19 protein-coding genes are annotated in these 26,198 nt (G+C 55.4%); 6 read left to right on the top strand and 13 right to left on the bottom strand.

Annotation, left to right across the window (positions count from 1 at the left end; all coding sequences use genetic code 11):
- Positions 1-7 precede the first annotated feature (7 nt).
- Together tsaE and Poly21_RS05575 are read right to left on the bottom strand one after the other, a co-directional pair.
- Entirely contained in the window at positions 8-598 is a 591-nt protein-coding gene (gene tsaE / locus Poly21_RS05580; protein WP_146405934.1) for a tRNA (adenosine(37)-N6)-threonylcarbamoyltransferase complex ATPase subunit type 1 TsaE, read from the bottom strand.
- 9 nt (positions 599-607) lie between these two features.
- On the bottom strand, positions 608-847 hold the full coding sequence (locus tag Poly21_RS05575; protein ID WP_146405933.1) for a hypothetical protein: 240 nt from the start codon (positions 845-847) through the stop codon (positions 608-610).
- 379 nt (positions 848-1,226) lie between these two features.
- On the opposite strand from Poly21_RS05575, the gene Poly21_RS05570 reads away from it, so the two are divergent.
- Positions 1,227-1,703 carry a malate synthase gene (locus Poly21_RS05570; protein ID WP_302117678.1) on the top strand — a complete coding sequence of 159 codons (477 nt, stop codon included), beginning with the start codon at positions 1,227-1,229 and terminating at the stop codon, positions 1,701-1,703.
- A gap of 172 nt (positions 1,704-1,875) precedes the next feature.
- A complete protein-coding gene (locus Poly21_RS05565; protein ID WP_146405931.1) occupies positions 1,876-2,328 on the top strand; it encodes a hypothetical protein in 453 nt (150 codons plus the stop codon).
- A gap of 78 nt (positions 2,329-2,406) precedes the next feature.
- Here the strand turns inward: Poly21_RS05565 and Poly21_RS05560 are convergent, their stop codons facing one another.
- Positions 2,407-3,585 carry an aminotransferase class V-fold PLP-dependent enzyme gene (locus Poly21_RS05560; RefSeq protein ID WP_146405930.1) on the bottom strand — a complete coding sequence of 393 codons (1,179 nt, stop codon included), beginning with the start codon at positions 3,583-3,585 and terminating at the stop codon, positions 2,407-2,409.
- On the bottom strand, positions 3,582-5,681 hold the full coding sequence (locus tag Poly21_RS05555) for a transglutaminase domain-containing protein (protein ID WP_146405929.1): 2,100 nt from the start codon (positions 5,679-5,681) through the stop codon (positions 3,582-3,584). Before Poly21_RS05555 ends, Poly21_RS05560 begins: the two co-directional genes overlap by 4 nt.
- 211 nt (positions 5,682-5,892) lie before the next feature.
- Between Poly21_RS05555 and Poly21_RS05550 the strand changes: the two genes are divergently transcribed.
- Complete coding sequence (locus Poly21_RS05550) at positions 5,893-8,433, top strand: PVC-type heme-binding CxxCH protein (protein ID WP_146405928.1); 2,541 nt, start codon at positions 5,893-5,895, stop codon at positions 8,431-8,433.
- A 228-nt stretch (positions 8,434-8,661) separates the two neighbouring features.
- Here the strand turns inward: Poly21_RS05550 and Poly21_RS05545 are convergent, their stop codons facing one another.
- The 4 genes from Poly21_RS05545 to Poly21_RS05530 form a co-directional block, all read right to left on the bottom strand.
- Positions 8,662-9,108: a hypothetical protein gene (locus tag Poly21_RS05545; protein WP_146405927.1), complete on the bottom strand. Its 447-nt coding sequence runs from the start codon at positions 9,106-9,108 to the stop codon at positions 8,662-8,664.
- Positions 9,105-10,325: a GTP cyclohydrolase II gene (gene ribA / locus Poly21_RS05540; RefSeq protein ID WP_146405926.1), complete on the bottom strand. Its 1,221-nt coding sequence runs from the start codon at positions 10,323-10,325 to the stop codon at positions 9,105-9,107. The genes Poly21_RS05545 and ribA overlap by 4 nt, the downstream gene beginning before the upstream one ends.
- Before the next feature lie 237 nt (positions 10,326-10,562).
- Positions 10,563-12,266: a vWA domain-containing protein gene (locus tag Poly21_RS05535; protein WP_146405925.1), complete on the bottom strand. Its 1,704-nt coding sequence runs from the start codon at positions 12,264-12,266 to the stop codon at positions 10,563-10,565.
- Positions 12,267-12,559: 293 nt separating this feature from the next.
- Positions 12,560-13,873 carry a 3-keto-disaccharide hydrolase gene (locus Poly21_RS05530; RefSeq protein WP_146405924.1) on the bottom strand — a complete coding sequence of 438 codons (1,314 nt, stop codon included), beginning with the start codon at positions 13,871-13,873 and terminating at the stop codon, positions 12,560-12,562.
- A 617-nt stretch (positions 13,874-14,490) separates the two neighbouring features.
- On the opposite strand from Poly21_RS05530, the gene wecB (Poly21_RS05525) reads away from it, so the two are divergent.
- From wecB (Poly21_RS05525) to Poly21_RS05515, 3 genes are all read left to right on the top strand, one after another.
- Positions 14,491-15,621: a non-hydrolyzing UDP-N-acetylglucosamine 2-epimerase gene (gene wecB, locus Poly21_RS05525; RefSeq protein WP_146405923.1), complete on the top strand. Its 1,131-nt coding sequence runs from the start codon at positions 14,491-14,493 to the stop codon at positions 15,619-15,621.
- Positions 15,622-15,872: 251 nt separating this feature from the next.
- Positions 15,873-17,216, top strand: coding sequence for a nucleotide sugar dehydrogenase (locus tag Poly21_RS05520; RefSeq protein WP_302118455.1), 1,344 nt, complete (start codon positions 15,873-15,875; stop codon positions 17,214-17,216).
- A gap of 260 nt (positions 17,217-17,476) precedes the next feature.
- Positions 17,477-18,871 (top strand): O-antigen ligase family protein, encoded by a 1,395-nt coding sequence (locus tag Poly21_RS05515; RefSeq protein ID WP_146405922.1) that lies wholly within the window; start codon positions 17,477-17,479, stop codon positions 18,869-18,871.
- 71 nt (positions 18,872-18,942) lie between these two features.
- On the opposite strand, the gene Poly21_RS05510 is transcribed toward Poly21_RS05515, so the two are convergent.
- From Poly21_RS05510 to wecB (Poly21_RS05490), 5 genes are all read right to left on the bottom strand, one after another.
- Positions 18,943-20,100, bottom strand: coding sequence for a DegT/DnrJ/EryC1/StrS family aminotransferase (locus tag Poly21_RS05510; RefSeq protein ID WP_146405921.1), 1,158 nt, complete (start codon positions 20,098-20,100; stop codon positions 18,943-18,945).
- A 141-nt stretch (positions 20,101-20,241) separates the two neighbouring features.
- Positions 20,242-20,865 (bottom strand): acetyltransferase, encoded by a 624-nt coding sequence (locus tag Poly21_RS05505; protein WP_146405920.1) that lies wholly within the window; start codon positions 20,863-20,865, stop codon positions 20,242-20,244.
- Positions 20,862-22,775, bottom strand: a complete 1,914-nt coding sequence (locus tag Poly21_RS05500; RefSeq protein ID WP_146405919.1) for a sugar transferase — start codon at positions 22,773-22,775, stop codon at positions 20,862-20,864. The genes Poly21_RS05505 and Poly21_RS05500 overlap by 4 nt, the downstream gene beginning before the upstream one ends.
- 231 nt (positions 22,776-23,006) lie before the next feature.
- Positions 23,007-24,086 (bottom strand): SDR family NAD(P)-dependent oxidoreductase, encoded by a 1,080-nt coding sequence (locus tag Poly21_RS05495; RefSeq protein ID WP_146405918.1) that lies wholly within the window; start codon positions 24,084-24,086, stop codon positions 23,007-23,009.
- Between the two features lie 817 nt (positions 24,087-24,903).
- Positions 24,904-26,022 carry a non-hydrolyzing UDP-N-acetylglucosamine 2-epimerase gene (wecB, locus tag Poly21_RS05490; RefSeq protein WP_146405917.1) on the bottom strand — a complete coding sequence of 373 codons (1,119 nt, stop codon included), beginning with the start codon at positions 26,020-26,022 and terminating at the stop codon, positions 24,904-24,906.
- Positions 26,023-26,198: the final 176 nt, after the last annotated feature.

Genomic DNA, 26,198 nt, shown 5'->3' with positions numbered 1-26,198 from the left:
GGGCTATCTAGCAGCGCTCAAACGTGCCCGAGAAGCCGATCTCGCCGAGCCGTGATCCCAAATCTTGCAACCACGCCTGCCGCAAAGGGTCTGTAGAATGCAATTCGATCGTTCGCAGTGGCTGGGGCGCCCCGTCGCCACCATGCGATAAATTGCCAGCAATCGAGTCGTCAGCAACCTCGATGCGAATCCAGATCATGTCCGCTGGCATACAATCGGCGAACCGATCCGCCCACTCAACAAGTGTCCAGGTACCGGGTGCCTCCCACAACTCGTCTAATCCGAGCTCCCAGAGCTCGTCTTCATCACCGACGCGGTAGAGATCGAGATGGTGCAGCTGCCGAGCCGTGGTGGGCGGGTCACCACGGCTCGCAATTGCGTAGCTTTTCAGCAGCGTGAACGTCGGGCTAGTCACCTCAGCCGAGTCGATCCCCCAAGCTTGAGCGATCTCTTGGCAGAGCCGAGTTTTCCCCGCACCCAACGTTCCGACTAAACCGAAACAAAACGGCCGAGACGCGTTTCCTGAACGAACGTCCAGTTCGACCACAGCGTGGGCGAGCTGGACGAGCTGCTCAATACCGACGCCTGAAATACGCACGAACCGAAACTAGGGAGTTTCGCTGCCGGTTGTCATGTTGTCCGAAGGAACCTCGGTGACTCCGGTCATGTTATCCGAGGGAACCTCAGCAACACCTGTCATATTGTCCCCGACTGCAGTGCTGACGTCCGCCGTTTGCTCTGTGCTGATGTCAACTTCTTCGCCAGTAGGCGGTGCTGGTGGAGGACAGCCAAGCGTTGTCGTCAAAATGGCAAGTGCGAAAATACTCGAGAGAAATTTGTGTGTCATGAGTTTTGTGCGTAGGTGATCGGAGGGAGGTTAGGAAGGAGTGATCGCAAACGTGCCGCGACAGCGGTTAGCACTGACGACGCGATGTCTGCGTTGAAATGTAAGATTACCAAAATCATCGAATTTTGCACCCACTTCTCGCCGTTTTTTCTGGCGACGTTCGCACTGGAGGCAATCGCAACCTACAAAGCGGCATAATCGGCGTTGTGAGCACAATTGCCATCGAACCGATGCGGCGAACAGAAAAACATGCAGTGTGTCTCGATAGCCGGCGAGGGTGTCGACGATAGCTCCCTCGTACGCCACGCATTCTTTCGGGCCCGGGATCATGAATCGACGATTTCTTTTATCGCAGCGTTTTTTTCGACTGGTCACAACTATGTTTGTTTTGGCGACCGCGTCGACAGCGGGCGCGCAGGATTATGACGAGCTGTTCGCGCAAACTGACAATGAAACTTTCGCGTTCTTCGATCAGGTCGGCGCCGCTGATCCAATGATCCCGGCCGAGACGAATGAAGAGCCCGCAGAATTTGAGTCGCTGCCTGCGCCAGCTAGCGTTCCTAGCAGTGAAACCGCTCAATCCCGTCAGGCAGCCCGCCGCGCCGTCGAGAGCCCATCCGACTTGCGCCTGACCGATCGATCAGGCTCGCGAGCCGTCCAGCAACCATCCAAAGCGATGCGGATTCGCCAGGCCCGGGCGCTCGCCGAAATGCGTGCGATCACGGCTCGCTTGGAAGCAGAGCGATGGGGACTGCTGCCCTCCCTGCGCCCGACCTGGTCTGCTGGACTGATGACGACCAGCGGCAGCCCTGCCGACATCACCTATATCGTTCCCGTCTACGTCCGGGACCGCTAACGAGAGTAGCCGGCCTTCACTCATCCCGCTGGTGTGGCTCGCGGTCAGCCGTCATTGATCTGGACCTACGCTTTGTCGATGCAGTAACTGAAGGTGATCTCTGTCCGTGTGTCGCGTGTTGTCGGCATGCTCGTTGGACAGATGCCTCGTCAGTTCTGGAGTATCGTTCAAGGTGTCACGCATTCAAGATCGCCGCCGGTTCCTCATCGCGAGTTCACTTTCGGTATCGGCGACTACGCTGACGGGCTGCGGGTCGATCCTCCACCCCGAACGCGTTGGTCAACCTCGCACAGGTCCCATCGACTGGAAGGTCGCAGCCCTTGATGGCGTGGGCTTGATGCTATTTTTGGTTCCTGGAGTAATCGCCTTCGCGGTCGATTTCTACAATGGCACGATCTTCCTGCCCGCACGCAACTACGGCGAATTGAACGCCGATCGCAATGACGAACTGCTCGCGATCGATGTGAGCAAGAACGAACTGTCGCAAGAAACTGTCGAAAATGTCCTCTCCGAACATACCGAGCAAAAGATCGCGCTCGGGCCCGGAAAGTACCAGTTCAAACCGCTTCCCGCGATCGAACAGTTTTGGGGACTCGCCAGCCGGATGCGCACCTCATTGAGCTAACAAGGCCAGTTCTCATAACGCCCATCTTCGGCCACAAGCTGACCTTCGCCTCCACTACCCATGGCCCGGTAACGGTGCCTACGACGCCAACTCCGCCCGCAGTACTTCGGCCAGCCGCTCGACTTGTTGGATGTCGTTGTATGCTTGCAGCGATATTCGCAAGAACCATGTACCGGCGACAAACCCCGGAAACACCGGCAATTCGAAACGGTGATGCTCACGCAGACGCTGCTGGAGTGAAGCCCACTGGTCGCGAGACCGTGAGCTGGCAGCGGGCAAGGGCACCGTGACAAGACTGCCCAGCATCGCGTCGGGGACGGGCGGGTCAATCTCCAGAGTCTCCGCCAACACGTTTCGCGCCGCGATGGCTGCGGCGTGGTTCGCATTCATCAGTCCCCTCATCCCGGCTGGAAAGAGCGAACTGAGAAAATCGATCGCTGTCGGCAGTGCGAGCAGCGGAGATGGATCGAAAGTACCAGTCCAATCGAATTCCGCAAGAAACCGAGAGCGGTCGGATTGCGGACGATTGGCGGCGTGACTGATCACGGTGGGGCGAATCTCCTCGTGCCACTGCGGTGCGACCCACAGCAATCCCGACACCTTCGGACCACACAGCCACTTGTGATGGTTGGCAGTGTAGTAATCGGCGTCGAGCGTGTTGAGATTCAGCGGCACCATCCCGGGCCCATGCGCACCATCGACAAGCACCCGCACGCCTCTTTGATGGGCCAGCTCAATCACGGGTGCTATCGGAAACACCACCCCCGTTGGACTGGTCACATGATCGATCAGCAACAGACGCGTCCGACCGTGGAGCTCACGCTCGACCGCGTCCATCACCGCATCCACACCGCTGAGCGGGAATGGGATATGGGCAACCCGTACCGTAGCGCCGCTTCGCTTTGCCACATAATCCGCCGCATTCGTGCAAGCATTGTACCCATGGTTGGTCACCATAATCTCATCGCCGGCATCGAGCGGAAGGGATCGCAGTACCGCATTGACGCCTTCGGTCGCATTGCGAACGAACGCTAAATCACTGGGATCCGCCCCCACCAAATCCGATACAATCTGACGGACATGATCCAGCTTGGAATTCAAACTCCGCTCAGGAGCCAGGAACTCAATCGGGTCCCATTCCAATTCGTCTTGAAACGCCCGTTGGGCTGCCGTCACCACTCGCGGTGTTGCCCCAAACGAGCCGTGATTGAGAAAATCGATCTGTGGATCGAGTTGCCAGTGTGTGCGATAGCTCACTCAGTATCCTCGCCCGTAATCGTGTCCAATTTTGCGGCGTTGTGGGGAGCATCTTCATCGTCGCCCACAGAGGATTGCGGCTGCGGCGGTTGCAAATCGACTTCCACCGAGGCTGGGAAGGAGAGGTTTGGATCGCCCCGCTCCATCAAACTGCGCACCAACTCTCCGATGGTGCGTTCCACGAGCGCGTCGTGCAACGTCTGGCCTCCGCTGACAATATTGATAGGCTGGTCCAGATCGATAAACCGGTCGTCGAGGCGTACGCGAACACTGTCTACACCCGTTGCACGCAGCGAAATGGTTTGCCCATCCACATCGGCGATGATCTCACTGCGTGGCTTGCAATTCGCTTCGTCAACCGCCAGCCAATATGATTCGCGGTGGGTCACGTCGTCTTGCACCCACACGATTCGATCGGGTGTCGGATTGCGAACATGTTCGGCCATCCAATCGATTGCCACGGCATCCTCTCGATCCATCCAGTGCCCTTTGTCGGGATAGATTTTGACGAAGTGCTGATATCCACCTGGATCGCCGTCATGGAGTTCGTCGAGCTTCGCGTCCCACTGTTCAGCAATTTGATTGCGATTGTATGCAGCGTCCTTGCCGCCGACCTGCAGCGCAAAGGGAACGTTGCGCAGCCCTCGTGCGGACGTTTCATTCGGATGTCCCGCCATCATGGCGGCAGCGGCCCACGTGTCGGACATGCGTGGGGCGAGTTGATACACCCCGTCACCACCGGCCGAGTAGCCCATCACGTAAACACGATTCCAATTCACGCCCTCGATCGCAACCATGTCTTCGACCAACCGGCGCAGCATGATGTCGATATGTCCCTGATGCCAAAGGTTCCAAGTATCTGTCGGCGCCCGTGGAGCGACATAGATCCCTTGTGATAGTGAATACAGGTTTTTCTGATTTTCCCATTGGCGGTCGTTCACCGCCACAGGGGCCCCTCCACCCCCGTGCAGCGAAATGTACAGACTCCATCCATCGGCAGGCTTGTTGCCAAACCGCTTGAATGAAAATGGCATCTGAAGTGATTCGAGACGGATAACGCGCGATTCAAATTCCCGCCCTCGTTCCGTGCGGAGCTGTGCGAGTTGCGTCTCCGCCAGAATTTCGCGAGCGGTGATCGCGTCTGATCTCGTCAACGGGACCTTGGCGAAATCCTGTTTGGGGAGCAACGCAAGATCCGAATTCGCACTCAGCCAATCCCGTGTCTGCTCAACAGCATGATTCGATGCGTTCGCACTGACTGTGTGCCGGCGGTGATTGACATACCGCTGCGTCACGTCCACGGCTGGAATCGACTTGTTGGTCGGATCCCATACACACGGAAATGAGATCGCTGTGTTGCGAAAACTCGTTGCGTAGATTGCTGAGGCCGGGTCATTTAAGCTCGCTGCGGCGGCGCGGCCCATGAACCAGCCATCATTGAGGCGGTCGCCCGTCGGCTCGGCGGCGCCGGTGAAATGCCAACCGTCATCCCAGATCTCCACCCAAGAGTGATTGCCGCTGCCGTCACTCCACAACGGTGTGCCGACGAAACGCGCGGGCACACCAACGGCCCGGCAGGCATCGATCAACAGAATGGAAAGCCCAGTACATGATGCCGTCGTGCCCGCGATCGACTCGTAGGGACTTTGGTCGGCTTTGCGACGCTTTGTGGAATACCGCACGTCGAGGATCCCAAAGATATTCTGGTTCAGGACTGCGGCGACCTCGCTGGGGGTTTTCATGTCTTCCACGAGCGGCAGAAATCGCTTGCGAAAGTCGGCACGCCAGTTATCTCGTCGCTCGTTGATGCTCGCATACGGCAACACATCGTTGTAGAAGATCGGCAGCGGTACCGACTTTGCCCACCGGTCGGCGGCCCGCGATTGGTAGGCGAGATCCACGTTCTCCAGCAAAAAAGCTGCCGACAGCGTACGCAGGTCCCGTTCAGGCATGTGTTCAATCAAAAATTCCATCCCACCCCGCTGAGTCGCGGGGACCTCAGCGAGCGCCTTCTCGATTTCAGCCCGGTTGTCGCCCGCTGCAGCCAATCGCGACACGGATACCTGCGGTGAGGTCGCCTGAGCGAACGTGGACATCAAAAGGGAACAGCTCAAAGTCACGAGCCCCCCCCAGCTCGACCAAGGCCGCCGCGGTATCTCGCCACTACCTCGGACCGTCGAATATTGCGAATGACGCATGCTTTCTCGCTTTTCCATGACGCTGAGTGAATCGTCTATCATCGGTGGCACTCTCACACTGTGAGCTCAAAACGTTTTTCGATGCAATCAGTCGGCTGCGGAGGCCACCATGCATTCCAGAATCATTCTACTCATTCTGCTAGCCAGCTGGCACAGCACCTCCTGTTCGCAAAGTGCAAGTCCCCAGGAACGCGACGCTCGGTACGCCGATGTTCCTGAACCCGATGTGCTGGTACCGGGCTGGCAGATCAATCTCGTGGTCGCTGAACCGGATCTCGTCACGCCGACCGACTGCTGCCTGGATTCCCAAGGGAATCTGTACGTCATCGAGTGCCACACGCACTTTCCACCGGAGGGATATCCGGGGCCGAAAACTGATCGAGTGTATCGCTTTGATGCCTTGAGCGGTTCACCCGCGCTCAACCACCCACAGCTGTTCTACGAAGGTGGACACGCCACGATGGCGATCGCTGATCTCGGTGACGGGTGGATCGGACTGTTAACCCGCGACGCACTTCGTCGGATGCGTGACAGCAACGACGACGGCATCGCGGACCAAGTCGAAACGCTGCTACGACTGAACACAACAGCGAACTACCCCCACAATGGACTATCGAGTCTTACCGGCAGCCCTGATGGCTGGCTGATCGTTGGGCAGGGCGAAAACTTTGGCGAACCTTACGAACTCGTGGGATCGGACGGTTCCAAACAGGTGGGCGGTGGCGAGGGTGGCAATCTATTCCGATGCCGGATTGACGGATCACAGGTGCAACGCCTGGCAACGGGATTCTGGAATCCATTTGGTTCTTGCTATGATCGCGCCGGTCGGCTGTGGGTTGTCGAGAACGATCCTGACTCGATGCCTCCCAACCGCTTGTTGCACGTTGTCCCCACGGCCGATTTTGGCTTTCAATTCCGCTTCGGTCGCGCTGGCACACATCCGCTGCAGGCCTGGGACGGCGAGCTACCCGGTACGCTACCGATGGCCGCTGGCGTCGGCGAGGCAGCCTGTGACGTGCTAATCCATGGCAAGTATCTCTGGGTAACGAGCTGGGGTGACAACCGGATTGAGCGATACGAAATGCACCCTCATGGCGCCACGCTGACCGGACGCACCGAAGTGATCGTTCAAGGTGACGCGAACTTTCGCCCTGTCGGGATGGTGGTGGCTCCCGATGGCAGTCTCTACGTGACCGACTGGGTCGACCGCAGCTACGCCGTCCACGGTAAAGGTCGACTGTGGCGAATTTCTCACGAGGGTGGTAGCGATGCGGCTGCAGCCTCAGACCAGGAGGATTCACTGAGCCAGCTCACCAGCGACGAGGAACAGGCCGAGCAGCTCCGGAACGATCCGTCCATGGAACTCGGCGAACGGATCGATGCCCTCGCGAGCGATGATGCGTTCATTAGGCAGGCCGCGATTGCCGGGCTGATTCATACCGGCCAGCTCAGCGAAATAGCTGCGGTAGGTGACCTCTCGCCACGCCAAGCCGTAGGTGCCCTCGCATCGTGGCGTTGGCTCGCCTTCACATCACCGGACGACGCGGTCACCCAACGACAACTCAACGACTCAATCGATTGGGGATTGAACCAATCCAGTGACGAGGTGCTGGTCGCCGCGATTCGATACGCGACGGAAGCCAGTGCCCAGGAGCATCTGCCGGCGATCGAAATGTTGTTATTGCGCCCCGATCTATCACCACAAGTCTTTGCAGCTGCCATTGCGTCGATCGCCTACCTCGAAACAGGATCAGCAGCAGGATCCACGCGTGATCCCGCCACCGAGCAGCGATTGAGCGAGATTATCGCAGATCCCGATCGCTCCGCCATGACGCGTGCATTCGCGGTACGCTCGCTCTCCGAGGACGCCACGCATCCGACCGCGTCCCAACTCGCTCAGTGGACCCGGGAGCTGAACTCGAGAGAGTTCTCTTTAGAAGTCGTGCGTCTACTGGCTGCACGACAATCCGCTGACGCGGGCGGTGCGCTGGCCGAACTGGCCGCCAACGAAACCCTTGATGACGAGACCCGCGCCGATGCTCTAGCTGGACTCGCCCGCAATGCAGGATCACACGCTGCGATCATCAACCAACTGTCCTTGCCACGGCAATCCAACACGCTCCGGACAGAAGCCAATCGAATTTTGAATCGGAAAACGCCGGAGATGAATCAATCTGACGCAATCCCTGGCAAGGAAGATTTTGAACTGTGGGATGCACTCGTGGGTCACGGGGGCAACGCCGATGCCGGCCGACGCGTCTTCATGCGTAAGACATGCATCAACTGTCATGCCCACAGCGGGCGGGGCGCTCGTACGGGACCCGATCTATCAACACTCGCCGGCCAGATGACCAGTCGCCGCGTGATCGAGTCGATCCTGGCACCGAGTCGAGAGATCGGCCCCCTGTATGTTCCCTGGAGAATCCTCACCGTCGACGGAATGGTACTCACCGGATTGAAGCTACATGTCCCAGGCGTTGGCACCGCGATGCGCTATCAAGGCGCCGACGGGAACACTTTCGACGTTGCTCTCGAGGAAATCGAACAGCAAGAACCGATCGAACAATCCATTATGCCGGCAGGACTGGAGCAGGCCATGTCGATACAGGAATTTCGAGACCTGGTCGCGTTTCTGACGCGAGAAGAGTAAGGGAGAAGCGTGCTGTTTTGAGTGCAGTGGCTGGCACGCGAATACTGCACCCGTCCGCCAAGCGTCGAGGGTCCGGGCACGCGCCTTCAGCGAGAATGCCGCGATGGGCCAACTGCGCAGTGTTCAACGTCATGATCGTTCAACATCATGCTCAGTGGCGACGCCCCGGCGTAAAGTCACGGCGGTCGTCCCCATCGGTGCTGGTGACAATCGGACCTTGCTCGTTCGTCACAATGCCGCTGAGGTAGACAGTCGAATGCGATCGCCTTTGCTCGCTGCCAGCTGGTCGCACAACTCAATGGCGATTTTCGCGGCATCGTTATCATGCATTGGTGCATTCAACGAATCCGCCATGGCAACCGATTCCACCACGAACTCGATATACATGGCATCGTGTCTAATCAATCGACATGTACCAGTGACCAGTCGTTGCACGCACCCACGGTCACCGGAAATTTCGCCGTCGTACTCGAGATACCGGGCTCGGTGGTCGGGCAGTCGCCGCGACAAATTATCATCGGCCAACGGCCAGCAGATCGGCGTTGACCATGTCACCAGCATCCCACTTTCGCCGCCATTGGCGGCAAAAAACCAGTCGAAGTGGTCACCACGTCCGTTGCTAAGGCATCGACCTGCCCCGACGCGGTGCAGCGAAACGGCGAACCGCTCGCTCACGACATGGGCGGCAATTGATGCCCCATTTTGGCGCGTTTGGTTTCCAGGTAGCGTTGGTTGTGTTTGTTCACCGTGGACACGATCGGAACCTGATCGACCACCTTCAAATCAAAACCACGTAGGTTGAAGGCTTTGGTCTTTTTGGGATTGTTCGTTAGCAACCGGACTTCGGAAAGGCCGAGATCCTTCAGGATCTGCAGCCCAATGCCGTAGTCTCGCATGTCCGCTTTGAATCCGAGTGCATGGTTGGCTTCCACGGTATCCATGCCGTTCTCCTGGAGTGCATAAGCTCGAATCTTTTGCGCCAGCCCGATGCCACGGCCCTCCTGAGGAAGATACACGAGCACGCCGCGACCCTCATTGCTGATCATTTCCAAGGCCATATGCAGTTGGTCCCCGCAATCGCACCGCAGTGAGGCGACAACATCACCGGTAAAGCAACTGCTATGCATCCGCACCAATGGCGGCGGGCCGGGGGCATTCAAGTCACCGAATACCAACGCGATCGGCTCTTGACTCTCATACTCCACCTCATAGACGATGATCTTAAAATCACCATAGTGAGTGGGCAGCGTTGACGTCGCCGCACGGCTGATCAGTTTCTCACTGACGCGTCGGTGGGCAATCAGATGTTCGATGCTGATGATTTTCAGATTATGCTCGGCAGCGAGCTTGGCTAAGTCATCACGTGAAGCACGATCGCCCGTCTCGTTCAGAATCTCGCACAGCACACCAACAGGCTGGAGACCGGCCATGCGGGCGAGGTCGACCGCTGCCTCGGTGTGGCCGGCCCGCCGCAGCACCCCACCTTCCATCGCCAACAGAGGGAAAACGTGCCCAGGGCGAACGAAATCGTCAACTTTAACGTCGGCATCTGTCAACCGGCAGATCGTCGCGCTCCGCTCGGCCGCCGTGATGCCTGTCCGCGCCGTGGCAATGTCGATCGGCGTCAGAAACGCGGTCTGCAGGGGTGCGTTGTTTTGCGCCACGACGGGATTAAGTTCCAACCGTTTGCAGAGATCAGGCAGCAGGGGGGCGCAGAGCTGGCCACGCCCCCGCAGAATAAAATTAATCGTCTCGACACTCGCTTTTTCTGCCGCACAGATGAAATCACCTTCATTCTCCCGGTCTTCGGCGTCAATCACGATGATCACCTCGCCGCGAGCGATCGCCTCGACAGCCTCGGGAATGGTATTGAGTTCGATGGAAGAGGTCATGTGAGCCATTTCTTCTGTGGGGATTCAATCGTTATGTCGGTACCCTGATATGATGGTCCGAGAAGCTCACTCTGAGAAGTCCCGATGATTGGCGGGTTGCTCTCCAAACCGAATGCGTCGGGATTCGCGGCCCCGCTGCCAGCCAGTGAAGATGACCACGACGGCCTGGCAGGCGGCCCCGCGTTTTCGCAACCAAAGGGACTATTCAATCGGTTTGGAACGCCGAATGAAGTCCACTTACGTAATGATATCGCGGCGATTTTGCACGTAGTCCCACAACACAAACCGATCGAGGTCCTGGCCGCTGGTAAAAAACACCCGACCGCGAGTGGACTGGGCCATGCGGTACGCAAACCGAATGTCCTCCTCGCTCTGCGACCAACTGGGTACCAAGAAAATATTGATGGTGATGCCCTCTTTTTGACATAACGCCGCCTCCCGCATGGTCGCCGCCTCTGTGCTGGTATCAGGAGGGTAGAGCATGTAAAGCGTTTCGCCCTCGAAGTGAGCCGTCGGGAGGCCGTCAGTGATCAATACGATCTGACGATTAGGCGTGTCGCAATTAACCAGATTCTGCCGGGCAATCTGCAATGCGTGCTGGATGTTGGTGAAGTGAGGGTGGATCTGGTGTTCACTGATGTCGGGATTGCTCATGTCGCATTTCAGCCGCACCCAGGGGTCATGAATCGTGACCTGCTTGGGCATGCACTCGATGATCTCACCAGGCGAGCGAAGTTTGGCGAAAGTATACATTTCGATAAACCGGAGAAAATCGCCCGGATACTCGCTATTGATCAATCCCTGCAGCGCCAGTGCCATGCGTTTGACATTGATGTATTGACCGTCGTAGCGCATTGACCCGCTCATGTCCATGATCACGGCGGTCGCGCATTTGGGGTGATTGCGAGTCTTGTGGACAACAATATCGTCACTATGCAGACGTAGCGGACGCTGATCCTGGTGGCGTATCAATGCGTTGATCACCGTCTGCGGCAGGTCCAAGTTGGCCACGCTATCACCAAATTCATAAGCTTTGGTTTGCTGTAGCTCGACCGCTCCTTCGCCCACAACGTCACCATCATGACGACCGCTCCGCGACGGTGCCAGTTCACTGAAAATGCGTTTGAGCAATCGACCTTGGAAAATTTTGTAGGCCTGCGGCGTCAAGCGGAATCCATTGCCGTCAGGATTTCGCTCGAGCCCTTGCCGCTCAGCTTGCTCGCGCAGCAGGTTCTCGACTTGGTTACGCATCTCTTCGAGCTGTTCCATGTCACCTGGCTGAGCAAACTCAGAGAGCATCTCCATATCGATGATGCCAATCTGAGCGGTCTTTTCAGCTTCATCCAACTGCGCGAGCAGTTCATCGATCTTCTCGAGCTCCTCCTTCACCTCCAGCGCTTTGGGCACTGTCATTGACTCGTTGCCGGTGAACGCGTACTTGCTCGCGAGCTCTTCGATGTTGTGCTTGTCGGCCATCGCCGCCCCGGTCGCGAGCAGGTTGCGGGCTAGATCGCTATTGTCGTCACCCGCTTCAAACCACAATCTCTCGATCAGGAAAGGTTGCTCTTGATTGACCGCGATCTGAAAAATCTTCTCCATTCTCTCCGGCGGGCGCACCTGCGAGGCAGCCTGTTGATACGCCTTGCGAGCTTTCTTTTGGACGCGGCGAGCTTCGTAGGTTTCGAGAATCTTTCGCTTGCGTTCCTCCAGCAATGCACGCAAGAAATCGATGCTCGGGCCCAAACCCGCTATCTGGGAAGGGTCAAGCCGGACGGCGTTGGCAAGTTCTTCGTCGCTGAGCTGGCGGAAATTGCCGTACATCATCGCCTGCTCAAACGCGGGCGTGACCAAATCCGGTGGCGGTTGGCTGGGCGGTGGAAATGCGATTGGATCGTATTTCTGGTAAGCGTGAATTACGCCGCCAAATCGAGAGGAGGTCATGAGCGGTATCCGTTGTGAGCGTGAGCCCGTCGTTAGGGACCAATGTCCCGCGCGCAGGCCTCAATGTCAGGATTCGATTTCAAATTTTTCCAGCGGCACATCCTGTTCACAGCTTCGGAACAGCAGGTGCTACCTGTCCAATCAACCGGAATTTTCCGTCGTCCGCAACAGGTTCGTGCCAGCGGCCACCGTCGTCGCTCGCTTATTGAAACCTCCGTGACTGTCGATGCTAACGTGGATCGAAGACGGCACTGCTGCCCTGCGCGGACGGGATGATGGTTCCATCCTACCGTCTAGGGTGACGGCTTGACCGCGATTTTTCGATAGGCCGCGTGGGTGGTCTCATCGTGGCCTTGCACGATGAGCGTCCCCGGCTTGATGCGAGCACCGCGACGGGGGTTTTCGTCGGCCGGGCGGTCGTCGATCACATCGGTGACTTGGATGCCATTCACCCAGGTCGCCATATGGGTGCCATCTGCTTTGAGCAAGATTGAATTCCAACGCCCGGGTTCACCGACGACGATGCGTGCATCTTGGCGGCGAAAAATTCCGCCTGGTCCACAATCGGCAGGCTGCAGAGGATTGCCGTCGACAATCGCATTATTGACCTGACACTCGTATCCCATCATCACGTCGCCGGGGATCGCACGGAAGAACAGACCCGAATTGGACAGTGGGTCGTCCATCTTGTAATCCGTCAACAGCGTGAAATCGCCGTAGCTGTCTTTCGATTCGAGCTGCTGGTTGCCGCCATCGACGATCAATTCGAGTTCGTCGTTGACGCTGAACTCACCTGGCATGTCATCGTATCGTTTCCATCTCGAAAGATCTGCATCGAGCAAGTCCTCCAGCCCCACAGGCCGCACGCGGATATTGCGGAAACGGACGGCCCCACTGCGAAACTGCAGTCCGATGTGGCCGGTTCGCGGTGAGCCTGCGTCCGTATTCTCACACATCAGCGTCTCGTCAATCTTGACCGTTAAATTGTCCCCGTCACAGACGAGATTCATCGTATGCCAGTTCTCTGCACTTCCTTCATAGCGATCACACTTGGTTCGTCCGACGATGCTGCCACTCGGGAAAGGATTGTCCGGTGGGGCGATGTTAATTTCAAAGCAATCCGTCTTGGGGTCCGTGGGATCGAGCACGCTGCGCAGGAAAACGCCTGAATTGGTCTCCGCTTCGCTTTGGAACTCAAGCTCGAGCTCAAAGTCCGCCCACTTAGTCGTCGTGCTCAGCAGACACGACTCACCGCGATCCGCAGTGAGCGCACCGTCCTCCACCCGCCAGTTGGCTTTGCCGGCAAGCATCCAGCCAAACATCGTATGACCATCGAACAGACGGACCCAACCCTCGCTGGTTTGCGCGATTGGCAATCGAGCGGCGAGTAGGTCGTCAGCACTCGCTTCGTAAACCTCTGCTTCAAACGCAAATGGTGCCTCCGCCACTTCCGCCTCCACTTCACTCGCCTGATCTTTGCCTTGATCAGCACGCCGATCGCTATCAGGAACGGCAGAATCCGGCTTTCGTGCACACCCACCCCACACGATCAACAGCACGATTGCGATGCGATGGGCAAAACCAGCAGAAACGAGATGACAGTTCATGAATACCTGAGAGCAGTAAAAGACAAGGGGATGGTTTTCAAAATGACTCGTTCGGTCGCCTGGTGCCTGTTGATTGACTAACCCGACTCGCCAGCGAGGCAGTCCAGCTCGTCCCTCCCTTGCGATTTGCGTTAGTTACCTGGTCATTCGGACAGCGAAAACAAACAACTCAACGGGCAGCTTGACTCGCTCGGCGAACATGACCGACGGCCTACGCAGGTAGAATATAGAGTGGGGAGGCGGGAGAGTGGGAGACAAACTCGCGCAGGCGAAAATTTTACGCATCACTCGATGATTGGCTGATCGCGCCTGTTGACTCGTCTCAAATCTGGGAATGATGCCCGCGCAAACTCATTTGATCGGAGGGTTCCCTATCAACCGAAAACGCTAGAACTCTGGGGTGGCACGTTCATTGTCTCCATGGACGTCAGAAATTGCGACTAGACAACATGTCTCAAGGCAGTGGTTTGCGTATCTCGGAGAGACACGGCTGGTCATTCGGGGTATATTTCCAACCTCCCCCCGCCTGCTACTTCAAAAATTGACAGCGGGCCATCTGCCACATCAGGTCGCGGCATGGACCGCAACTGATTACTTCTACTTCGACGTTGGACAACATGAGTTGCGTTTCACGAAAACGATTTGCAATTATCGCCGGTGCGAGACCCAACTTCATGAAAGTCGCACCGATTCTGCGTGAGCTTGATGACCGTGGCGATGCGCAGACGACTTTAATTCACACAGGTCAACACTACGACCGCAATCTTTCAGCAGTGTTCTTTGAGGATTTGGGGATTCGCGCCCCTGACGTTTCGCTCGGTGTCGGTTCAGGTTCCCATGCTCACCAAACTGCCGACGTCATGATCGCGATCGAAGACCTGATCACCCAGACTCAGACGAAAGAACAGCCTTTTGATCGGTTTGTCGTTGTGGGAGATGTCAACTCTACCATGGCGGCGACCATTGCGGCGGCAAAAATGAACATTCCGGTAGCCCATGTGGAAGCTGGGCTGCGGAGTTTTGACCGCAGGATGCCCGAAGAGATCAATCGCATGGTCACCGATTCCATCTCAGATCTCCTCCTCTGTTCAGAACCAGCAGGTGTTGAAAACCTGTTACGAGAGGGCCACCCCCAAAACCGTGTGCATCTTGTCGGCAACGTGATGATCGATACCCTGAGAAGCCAAGTGGAGCGGGCAAAGACGCAGGATACCCTCACGCGACTACAACTCTCACCTCACGACTACGCGGTTGTCACACTTCACCGGCCTTCCAATGTCGATGATCGGGATACACTGGCCTCGCTATTGGATGTCCTGATCGATGCATCCGCTCGAATACCAATCGTGTTTCCAGTGCATCCGCGTACACTAGCGAGAATGAAGGACTTCGGCCTCCTAGCGAAGCTGCAAAACATCGCATCCTTCAAACTCCTTGACCCGCTTGGGTATCTCGACTTCCTTTGCTTGACCTCACAATCAAAGCTGATTATCACCGATTCAGGTGGCCTTCAGGAAGAGTCAACAGCGCTCGAGATTCCCTGCTTAACAATGCGAGAAAATACCGAGCGACCGATCACCTGCTCGGAAGGGACCGGAACGCTAATCGGAAATTCCTCTGAACTGCTTCGGAAGAATTTAGAGCTGGTGTTCTCGGGAGAATACCCCATGGGAAGCTGCCCGGAACTCTGGGACGGCAAAGCGGCGCAACGGATCGCTTCTTTACTACTTAGCTGCACCGAAAAATGACGCACCGCTAAACTCCCGTGCTGATCGAGTTTCACGCACGATCGACTACGAAACGAGCCCCGCTCGCATAACGGGCGCACTGCCATGACTGCCCGCTACTGCAACCCGCACAACCTGCGTAACTCGCTGGCAGTTCCGGGCGCTCCCACTGCAGACGCGCCCTTTTTCGACTCTTCCGGTCACGCTAATTTAGAATGTTCTAGAGTGCCTCGTCCAATACGCTTCTTCCGACACGCTTGAAATTCCTAATGATGGTAGATACTGCCGCCACTTCGTCGACAATTTCCAAGATCCAGACAAAACAGGCCGTGATCGGCGTCGTGGGCCTGGGTTACGTTGGTCTTCCGTTGGCACTTGCTTTTTCCAGCGATGGATTCAAAACGGTTGGGTTTGACATTGATGATTCGAAAACAAACGCAATCAATGGCGGCAAGAGCTACATCAAGCACATTGGTGGCGAAGCCATCGCCAAGCAGGTGCAAGCCGGGACGCTTGCTGCAACCACTGATTTCTCACAAATCAGTGAAGCGGATGCTGTGATCCTGTGCGTCCCGACTCCGCTGGACGAACACTTCGAACCCGACCTCTCCTACGTGGTGAGTACCATCGAAGCGATTGTGCCACACCTACGAGCAGGCCACATCATCAGCTTGGAGAGCACGACCTATCCAGGCACGACGGAGGAAGAACTCGTCAGCCGCGTCGCCGCCGCAGGATTCGAAGTTGGCAAGGACATCCACGTCGTCTACTCACCTGAACGAGAAGACCCCGGTAACCCCGAGTTCGCCGCCACCAACATTCCCAAAGTCGTCGGCGGCCATACACCGAATTGCTTGCAAGCAGGTGAAGCACTCTACGGATCCGTGTTCGATCAAGTCGTCCCAGTGAGCAGCACCGCCGTGGCGGAATTAACCAAACTGCTCGAAAACATCTATCGCGCCGTGAATATCGGACTGGTTAATGAGCTCAAAGTGGTTGCCGATGCGATGGGCATCGACATCTGGGAAGTGATTGCCGCCGCCAGTACCAAGCCGTTTGGTTTCAAAGCCTTCTACCCGGGCCCTGGATTGGGAGGACACTGTATCCCAATTGACCCCTTCTACCTGACGTGGAAAGCTCGCGAATACGGCCTGCATACGCGATTCATCGAATTGGCAGGCGAGATCAATCGCGCGATGCCCACCCACATCGTCCGTCGCTGTAGCGAAGCCCTCAACACGGTCAAGAAAGCAGTCAATGGCAGCAAAATCCTCTTGATCGGCTTGGCTTACAAACCCAACGTCGACGATGCGCGTGAGTCTCCTTCGTATGAACTCTTGAATCGCCTGACCGCCATGGGTGCTGAGGTCAGCTACCATGACCCGTACGTTCCCGTGATCCTACCCTCTCGAGAACACAGTCACTGGGCAGGTACCAAGAGCGTCTCGTGGGACCAAGCCACGATCGAGAAGTTTGATCTCGTGCTGATCTCGACTTGGCACGATTGCCTCGACATGGGACAACTCGCCCAGTGGTCTCAGTTCATTGTCGACACTCGTAACGCCACCGCTGGTCTGCCTGCCGACGTCCGCGCTGCCAAGACACTGAAGGCCTAAAGTCGTATGTCCCGTAGCTTGGGACCATCGTCCCGAGCTAGCAAATCGACCGCAAGGAGTTCCTGCCAACTCTCTTCCTCCGTTGCGGTCTGCGTTAGGCTGCTTAGCTGTGTTGAAACGAATTCGTTTAGCGACATCGAATCAATGATTGACGTAGTGGATCTTGGTAATGATCCTATTCTGATAGGCTCTTAAACAAGATCCACTACCGAAAACCGGATGATTGATTCACCATCATTCACCTACAGGCGATCTGTATATTGTTCACAGACGACATTTCGTTCGCGATCATGCTCTGCGTTTCATGCGGATTTGCCGCATGGTTCGGCTATCAGCACGGCAAACAGTACGCCCTCGGTGCGGGCATGGCCGTCTCGCTACTCGCTGGCACCTGGTTCAAAATCGTTGTCGGCGAAACCGACATCAACGTCACGATCGCGACTACGGTCATTTTGCTGATTGTCTACTGTACGCATTCTTGGCGGCGAATATTCAGTTCGTTGCATCTGCCGGACTACTTGATCGCGTCTCTGGCACTGTGGCACTGGATCGTAGATATCTATCACGATGGCCAACCGCTCGCATTCGCTGCTCAGGCGTATGGACAATGGATACTGCCCTACGCCGCGGGCCGCTACGCCTTCTTGCATCGTGGATCGCTGACTAAGCTCGCACCCGTCTTTGTATCCGTCGCCGCCTTCATCTCCATCGCCGCGATTTATGAGTCATTTACCGCCTGGAATCTTTGGGAAACGGTTTTCGTTCACGTTGATGATGTGGTAGCTCGCGTTACTGGCCAGCGATATGGATTGCTCTATCGCGCCATCGGGCCGGTCCGAAACCCCATCTTTCTTGGCATTGTGCTACTCACCATGCTGCCATTCGCAGTCGATCTCGTAACTCGAACGGAAGCAACACCTCGCATCCGCTGCCTCGGCTGGAGCGGAATGTTCTTGATCGCTCTCGGCATTGTGTCAACGGTCTCTCGCGGTCCAATCCTTTGCATGCCCGTGGCCATCGTTCTCGCGCTGGCGTGGTATAGTCGAGCTCTGCGATACGCCGCGCTGGCGGGATCGATTATTGCCGCGATTCTAGTGACAATGAATTATGACGCGGTACTCGATTTTTTGGATGGCGGGACGAACGACCATACAATAAGCATCATTGTTCAGGACGATGAATTTGGTGCCCCAATGATTCACAACAACACACGGCATCGGTTGTTGATTCCTCGTGTCTATGGACCGCTCGTGCTCAAGGGTGGTCCGCTGGGTTATGGCACGACGGATTCATCTGGATTCCCTCCGCGTAACATTCCTGGAATCCCCACCGACCCAGTTCTGCTAGCCAGTTTGACCAATGTCGACAACTCTTATATCAACGTGGGGCTTCGCTTGGGTTGGGTCGGTCTGGCGTTATTCATAGCAACGCTTATCTCGACAGTCGCTCTGTGTATACAGATAGCTCCAGTCGCGAGCACTTACCTCTTTCCCAGCGACTCACGCGTAATCATTGCTTACGCAACGGTCTTGATTGCCGTGTTGTTAGAGATCTGGACCGTGTTTTTCTCATACGACCACGCTTTCTGGATCCTATTTCAGATCGGCAGCATCTCAGGTCTGGCAGGGCAAGTTGAGAAGGCCAGACGCGAATGAAACCGTGGCCTGGCGATGGTGCGAGCGTTCGACAAATGAACGCCAGCGAGCACTCTGCCTGAGGTGGACGATTAAGTGTTAGACACGACAGACTTGACGCAGCACGAACGGATACATTCGAGCACTCGTCGTTGATCGTTATCGCTCATGCTAGAGCCGCTGGGCAGACAAATTCCACTCGCAAATAGCGACTGAGAGACGCCGTTGTCAATAGACCGGCAATCTGCGAACGCAGGCTGTAGGTGCATCGGCTTCCAAACCGGTCGGGCCTCAATGTTTTGTTCCTCCAAACTCAATCGCACTTGCTCGTTAGTTGTGCCAAACTGCTGCGGGTCAATCGTCAAGGCAGTCAACCAGCGAGTGGAAAAGAACCCTTCTGGTTCAGGCATGAACTCGATTCCAGGAAGCGATCCGAGTTCCCGTTGATAGGTCGCATAGATTTCGCGACGCCGGCTGACTCGATCGGCCAACACTTGCAACTGACCACGACCGACTGCGGCCAACAGGTTACTCATCCGGTAATTGTACCCCAGCACTGAATGCTCGTAATGGGCCGCTGGGTCACGTGCCTGGGTCGAGAGGTAACGGGCTTGCTTTGCCCAAGCTTCATCATCGGTAACCAGCATCCCGCCTCCCGAAGTGGTGATGATTTTGTTGCCATTGAATGAGAAACACCCCACTGCTCCGAAGCTTCCCGCCGGTTTGCCGTCAAGACTAGCCCCCAGTGACTCTGCCGCGTCTTCAATCACAGGGACGCCATAGGTTTCACAAATCCCAGAGATCATACGGTAGTTCGCGCACTGTCCATTAACATCAACGACCATCACCGCTGCAGGCAATGCATTCCTCTTCGCACAGCGTTCCAGCTCTTCGGCGAGTAGATGTGGATCCATGTTCCACGTTTCCCGATCGCTGTCGATAAAGACCGGTTTGGCACCGACGTATCGAATCGCATTTGCAGTCGCGACAAATGTCAACGATGACGTAAATATCTCACGTCCGGGCTGCACGTCCAGCAATCGCAAGCAAAGATGCAGGGCTGCGGTACCACTTGAGACCGCGACAGCGTGTTTGCGTCCTGAAATCGCAGCAAATTCGCGTTCAAACGCATCGACGTGTGGACCCAGTGGTGCAATCCAATTGGAATCAAATGCGTCGAGCAGCAAAGCTCGCTCTTGTGAACCCATGTGGGGCGCAGATAAATACAGGCGGGGTGCAGAACTAGTCATACCGAATCAATAAAGAATTAGATCGTGGGTGTTAACATTCGACAGCAAGAGTGGAATTGAAATCTCCGAAAACTCACTCTCTTACTCTACTTTGCGTTCAACTACGGAGTTTCGGGGGAACTCATGAATTGGATAATAAACTTAAAGGTCAAACCGAGGGCGGGCGGGTACCCCGATCGCTACCACGCCAGCCGGCACGTCATTGACGACGGCAGCTCCCGCTCCGATGGTCGCCCACTCTCCCACACGCACCGCCGGCACCATGCAGGAACCAATGCCTAGCAGAACACCGGACTCCAATTCACAATGACCTGCAAGGTGAACACCAGGGGCCACATGACAGAAATCACCTATTCGGCAATCATGGTCAACGGTTGCTCCCGTGTTGATAATGCAGTGTTCACCCACTTGCGTCCCGGCTTGGATAATCGCCCCTGCCATCACCACGCTGCCGCGCCCGATCACAACTGATGGATCGACGAGTGCACTCGGGTGAACGACTGCAGTCCAATCAAAGCTAAATCTCGTGGCAATCTGTTTTCGAATCCGGTTATCGCCAATTCCAATCACGCCGGTAGTAGAAGGGTTTGCGAGCTGAGCATCTTTGGGACAGATCACGGGAACGCCAGCGATCTCCATGCCATGCTTCTCGCTGTTGTCATCGAGTAGCGCAACGACCTGATCGCCAAGCGACCAAATCGCTGAAAGAATCACCCTCGCATGCCCTCCTGCGCCGATAACGTAATACTGCCGAGGTCTGCTCACGCTGTCCCCTCGTTGGAAGTTACACTTCCCTTGAAAGCTGGCATCGTCACGTGCGCCTCGGCACTGACGCCATCACGACGCAGCACTTGCCAGAGCGTCATCCATAGTATTTTCAAGTCCAGTTTAAGTGTCCGATTCTCGACATACCATACATCAAGTTCGAACTTTTCTTCCCAACTGATGGCGTTGCGTCCATTGATCTGCGCCCAGCCAGTAACGCCAGGCCGCACATCGTGACGCCTCCTTTGACGCTCGGAATACAGTGGCAGGTACTGCATCAGCAGGGGGCGGGGCCCTACCAAACTCATGTCACCACGCAACACATTCCAGAGTTCAGGCAGTTCGTCAAGGCTCGTCGAACGCAGCAGGGTCCCAAATTTTCCCAAACGCTCAGAATCGGATTTCAAGTTTCCGTTCTGATCCAGCTCATCGCTCATCGTCCGAAACTTACGCATCAAAAACGGCTTGCCATGGCGTCCCGGACGCAACTGACTAAACAACACTGGACTACCTAAGAATATCCGAACACATAAAGCGAGCAAACCTAGCAAAGGACTCAAGATCGCCAGTAGAAGTATTGAAATGACAACATCGACCGCACGTCTCGTACAGTCAAACAGAAAGTGGCGAGAGGATCGATTATCTGCGATAGCGGATCGTATCATGTCCGCAACCCGGCCAGTGAGCAGCGTGCGGGAATACTTAGTCAACGCGGCTTGGCGTCCGGCTCGTCCGAGATCCTCTCGCTGCTTCGGCGTCATTGCATATAGCTCGCGAATACCGCTTACCATCGCTTTCGGATTGTCCGACGGACAGACTAAACCCGCACCAGACTCGGTTACGACGTTCGCTGCTTCGCCTCCGATGGCCGCGAGCACAGGCTTACCGCATGCTAGATAAGAATAAACCTTGTGAGGAATCGTCATCTCAAACAGAGGCGTACTCCGAAGATGTAGTAGCAACACATCTGAGATCGCGTAATACCGACTCATTTCTGAGACAGGCTGCCGATCAATGAATCGAACGTTGGTAAGACCTCGTGTCGCAACCTGGGACTTGAGATTGTCTAGTTCACTACCATCGCCAATGATCACGAATTGTATCATTGTCTCCGATGAGAGCATTTCCGCAGCTTCGATGACAGTTGTCAAATTTTGCGCAAGACCAATAGCCCCAGCAAAGACAACGTTGAATTTGCCCTGCATAGAAACAGACTTGGCCAGTTCGTTATCGACAGACTCAGGGCAATAAAGCTCGGTATCAACCCAGTTGGGAATGACGTGGAGTCGTTTCCCTGCAACACCTCTCTTCGCTAGCGCTGAACGAAATCCATCCGAGATCACACGTACATGGCTCGCGCTACGATAAACGCGATTAGCAAACCATCCCACCAATCGCAAGGCTAGGCCCGTGTCGACCATACCCGTGGCGGATAAAGTGTCCGGCCACAAATCTTGCACCTCGATTGTCATGGGAATTCGGCGCAGGAAACTTAACCAACGTGCAGCGCTTCCAACGGTGACCAGTTGGTATACGTGAATCGCATCAACTTTGGGTGACACCCATGGACCGATCAACGCCACAGATAAAGCAAAACTCGAAAGATTAATCGCGCGCGCGATGCCATTTCTGCCATGGGCGCAGTACAGTGGCAGGCGGATCACATTTACATTCCCAACACGCTCCTTGCTCCACAGCTTCATCTGATACCCATCGTACAAGCGTCCATACGGATAATTTGGGTAGCCCGTTAAGACAGTTACGTCTAAGCCATGCTCAACCAATGACTCCGCCAACTCTTGGACGATCCCGGTGGGCTCCGGTGGAAAGTACTGGCTGATCAAGAGTACCTGATGCCGTGTCACCGGTGTCTCTTGATCATTTGGCGGACTATCGTTGTGTGATAACATTGTTTTGGCTTGAAATGCCAGGTTGACTAGATGTGCGTGCTAATCGAGTTACAACGATTGCTAGCCGACGACAAATGAGACATTCGGCTCCTGGAATCAACTGCCTCGTGGATTTTGAACAGATTGCAATCGCAAAACCTGTAAGCTTTCAAGACTAAAGCCCTGGCAACCGTCTTCAGATTTCTGAAGACGTTGCCTCCATGTTGCAGCAATAGCAATGGTCCTAGGATTCTACCTAGCAACCTGTGATTCCTCTGCCTCCACCACCGCTGCCCGTTCCATTTTCCATATTCCAAGCTCCTCTTGTACCTCTGGGAGTGCAGCGATCACCCGCTCGGTCTCCTTGACCGTCAACTGGTGTGTATTGTGTGACGTGTAATCGTCGATCTCCGCTTCATGCATGTCACCCTCAGTGAAATACTGCTTGTACTTCTGGTAATTCAAATCGCGACCATCTGCCTTGATACGGTAGTAGTCGCCCATGTCCTCCGCCCTCGCCAGTTCTTCGCGAGTCGCGAGCGTCTCATAGATTTTTTCGCCATGTCGGATTCCAATCGTTTGGATTGGTACATCCACGTCGAATAGATTTTTAACCGCCTTCGCCAAGTCCTCAATCGTGCATGCCGGTGCCTTCTTCACAAATAAGTCACCTTGCTCTGCATTTTGAAACGCAAAGAGCACCAACTCCACCGCCTCACTCAACGCCAGCAGGAATCGAGTCATGTAGGGAACGGTTACCGTCAGCGGATTTCCCGACTTGAGTTGCTTAATAAACAGAGGAATGACGCTGCCCCGCGAACACATCACATTTCCGTAACGCACCAACGATACAACGGTGGCCGAATCCTCCAGATGAAAAGTGGTGGCGAGCGCGACCTTTTCCATCATCGCCTTGGAAATCCCCATCGCGTTGACTGGATAGGCAGCCTTGTCGGTACTCAGACAGATGATTCGGTCAATCTGATGTTCGATCGCAGAAGTGACCACGTTGTGGCTGCCGAGGATATTCGTCTGCACCGCCTGCATGGGAAAGAACTCACACGAGGGAACCTGCTTCAACGCGGCGGCGTGGAAAACCAGATCTACCCCATTCATGGCCTGATTCACGCTCGTCTTATCACGCACGTCGCCGATGAAGAATTTCAAGCGTGGGTTCGCGTACTTGATCCGCATCTCCTCCTGCTTTAACTCGTCGCGACTGAAAATGCGAATCTCCTCGCAATCAGTATGGAGGAGTCTATCAACAGTCGCTTTGCCGAATGAGCCGGTACCGCCGGTGATCAGGATGCGTTTTCCCGAGAGCTCTTTCATCGATTGGTCCAGGTTTTAGGTGTAAAAGTAAGAAAAGTAGGAGTTTTGTGTCTTAACGTTATCCGCGAAGGTGCAAAGTACATTCCGCGAATCGTCACTGTCCGAACGCATGCCTAACGCGACAGGTGAAATCTGTAAACGCTGCCCGATAGAATTGAGCGAATAACAATGGCCGTCTTTCACCCCGCCAAACTTGTTCGGTGCATCTTTTCATGAAGCGAAAAACTACAATACAAGTCTGCATGGTTTTAAATTGCGTAGGCATGTGGGCTACATCGCAAAAACCCTCAGTCACTATTTCGCATGCGACCATTGGACGATTATGATGGCGCAGAGCATAGGAAAAGTGAGTGAACATGGAAACAGACTACTGTGGTGAGGTCTTACTATTTGAAAATAGGTCAAATGCACCACGCTGCAAGATATTTTCATCGCAACACGTGCGTTTCCAATGCCGCTGCGAATGATTCTGACGGTCGCACCGCCCTCGAACTATCAAGCTGATCCGCGATCGATCAGCTTTCGGTACCGTCGACCCCAGCTACCTGAACTGAACCACCATCCTGATTGGTGTCGCACAGATAATCCCGTCTCGCGTCAGGGCAAACGCGAAGCGTTTTCACAACCGGGGCTAGCGCCCATCGGCTAATAAATGGATCACTTGGGAGCGAGCGACCGAAGACTGAGGCGGAGATACACGAGTGATTGGATTCGAGTGCGAATGACAAAAATGAATGGGCATGCATTGCGAGTTTTCCCAGGGCAAACGCGAAGCGTTTTCGTAACCGGGGCTAGCGCCCATCGGCTAATGAATGGGTCACTTCTTCCAGACGACGCGGTTCACGTAGTCGGTATAGCTGAGAATAATCCGGACAACTTTCTCGGAGACATTGGGCATGCTGTAATCCTGCACGATCCGCAGGGTACGTTCCTCGCCCCTGCTCTGATGCTCCAGAATCCCAATCGCTTCGCGAATTCTGTCCCATTCGAGTCCGGTCATCATCACCGATGCCTCCTCCATGCCCTCGGGACGCTCATGTGCGTTGCGAATGTTCAATGCAGGAAAGTTCATAATCGACGACTCTTCGTTGATCGTTCCGCTGTCACTGATCGCGGCCTTGGCATTGAGTTGCAAACAGTTGTAGTCAGAGAACCCGAATGGCTTCAGAAATTGCACTCGCTGATCCGCTTGGATTCCTTCCGCCTCAAGCTTCTTCCGCGTACGCGGGTGGGTGGAAACGATCACTGGCAGGTCGTAGGTCTCCGCCAAGTTATTCAAGACTTGACACAACTTTGTGAATTGAGCGGGATCGTCAATATTCTCTTCGCGATGAGCGCTAACGATAAAGTACCCCTGAGCCTGCAGCCCCAGGGTGCTAAGAATTTCACTCGCCTGGATCTTTTCCTGGTAGTGATGCAGTACTTCGAACATCGGGCTGCCGGTTTTGATGACCCGGTCGGGTGGTAGCCCCTCCTTAAGAAGGTAATCGCGAGAGATTGTACTGTAGGGCATATTGATATCGGCGATGTGGTCAACAATCTTGCGATTGATTTCCTCCGGTACTCGCTGATCAAAACAACGATTTCCCGCCTCCATATGGAACACTGGAATTTTTCGGCGTTTAGCTGAAATTGCGGCCAGACAGGAATTCGTGTCGCCCAAGATCAGGAGTGCATCGGGTTTCTGTGCGGCGAGCAAAGCGTCCGTCTTGGCGATAATCAGCCCAATGGTCTCGGCGGCATTCTTGCCAGCCGCTTCCAAGAAATGGTCGGGCTTGCGAATCTCCAGGTCGTCGAAAAATACCTGGTTCAATTCATAATCATAGTTCTGACCGGTATGTGCGATCTCGTGGTCGACGTAGCGGTCCAAGGCAGCCATCACGCGTGACAACCGGATGATTTCCGGCCGTGTACCGACAAGCGTCATTACCTTCATGAAAAAGTCTCATTTAAAAGAGTATTGTTTGGCGGCGAGTGCTTAAGACTCAGGGAGAGCGGTGCCGGATTGCATCGTCTCCCACGACTCGCGAATCACACTGTGCATTGCACACCAGCACTTCAGAGGGCGAGAAACGCAGGCAGAATCCGTCGCAATTAGAACGCTTAGGTCTC

The sequence above is a fragment of the Allorhodopirellula heiligendammensis genome (genome assembly GCF_007860105.1).
In the GTDB taxonomy this organism is placed as follows: Bacteria; Planctomycetota; Planctomycetia; order Pirellulales; family Pirellulaceae; genus Rhodopirellula; species Rhodopirellula heiligendammensis.
Note: the sequence above shows the minus strand (reverse complement) of the source record. Positions and strands in the feature narration are given on the sequence as shown.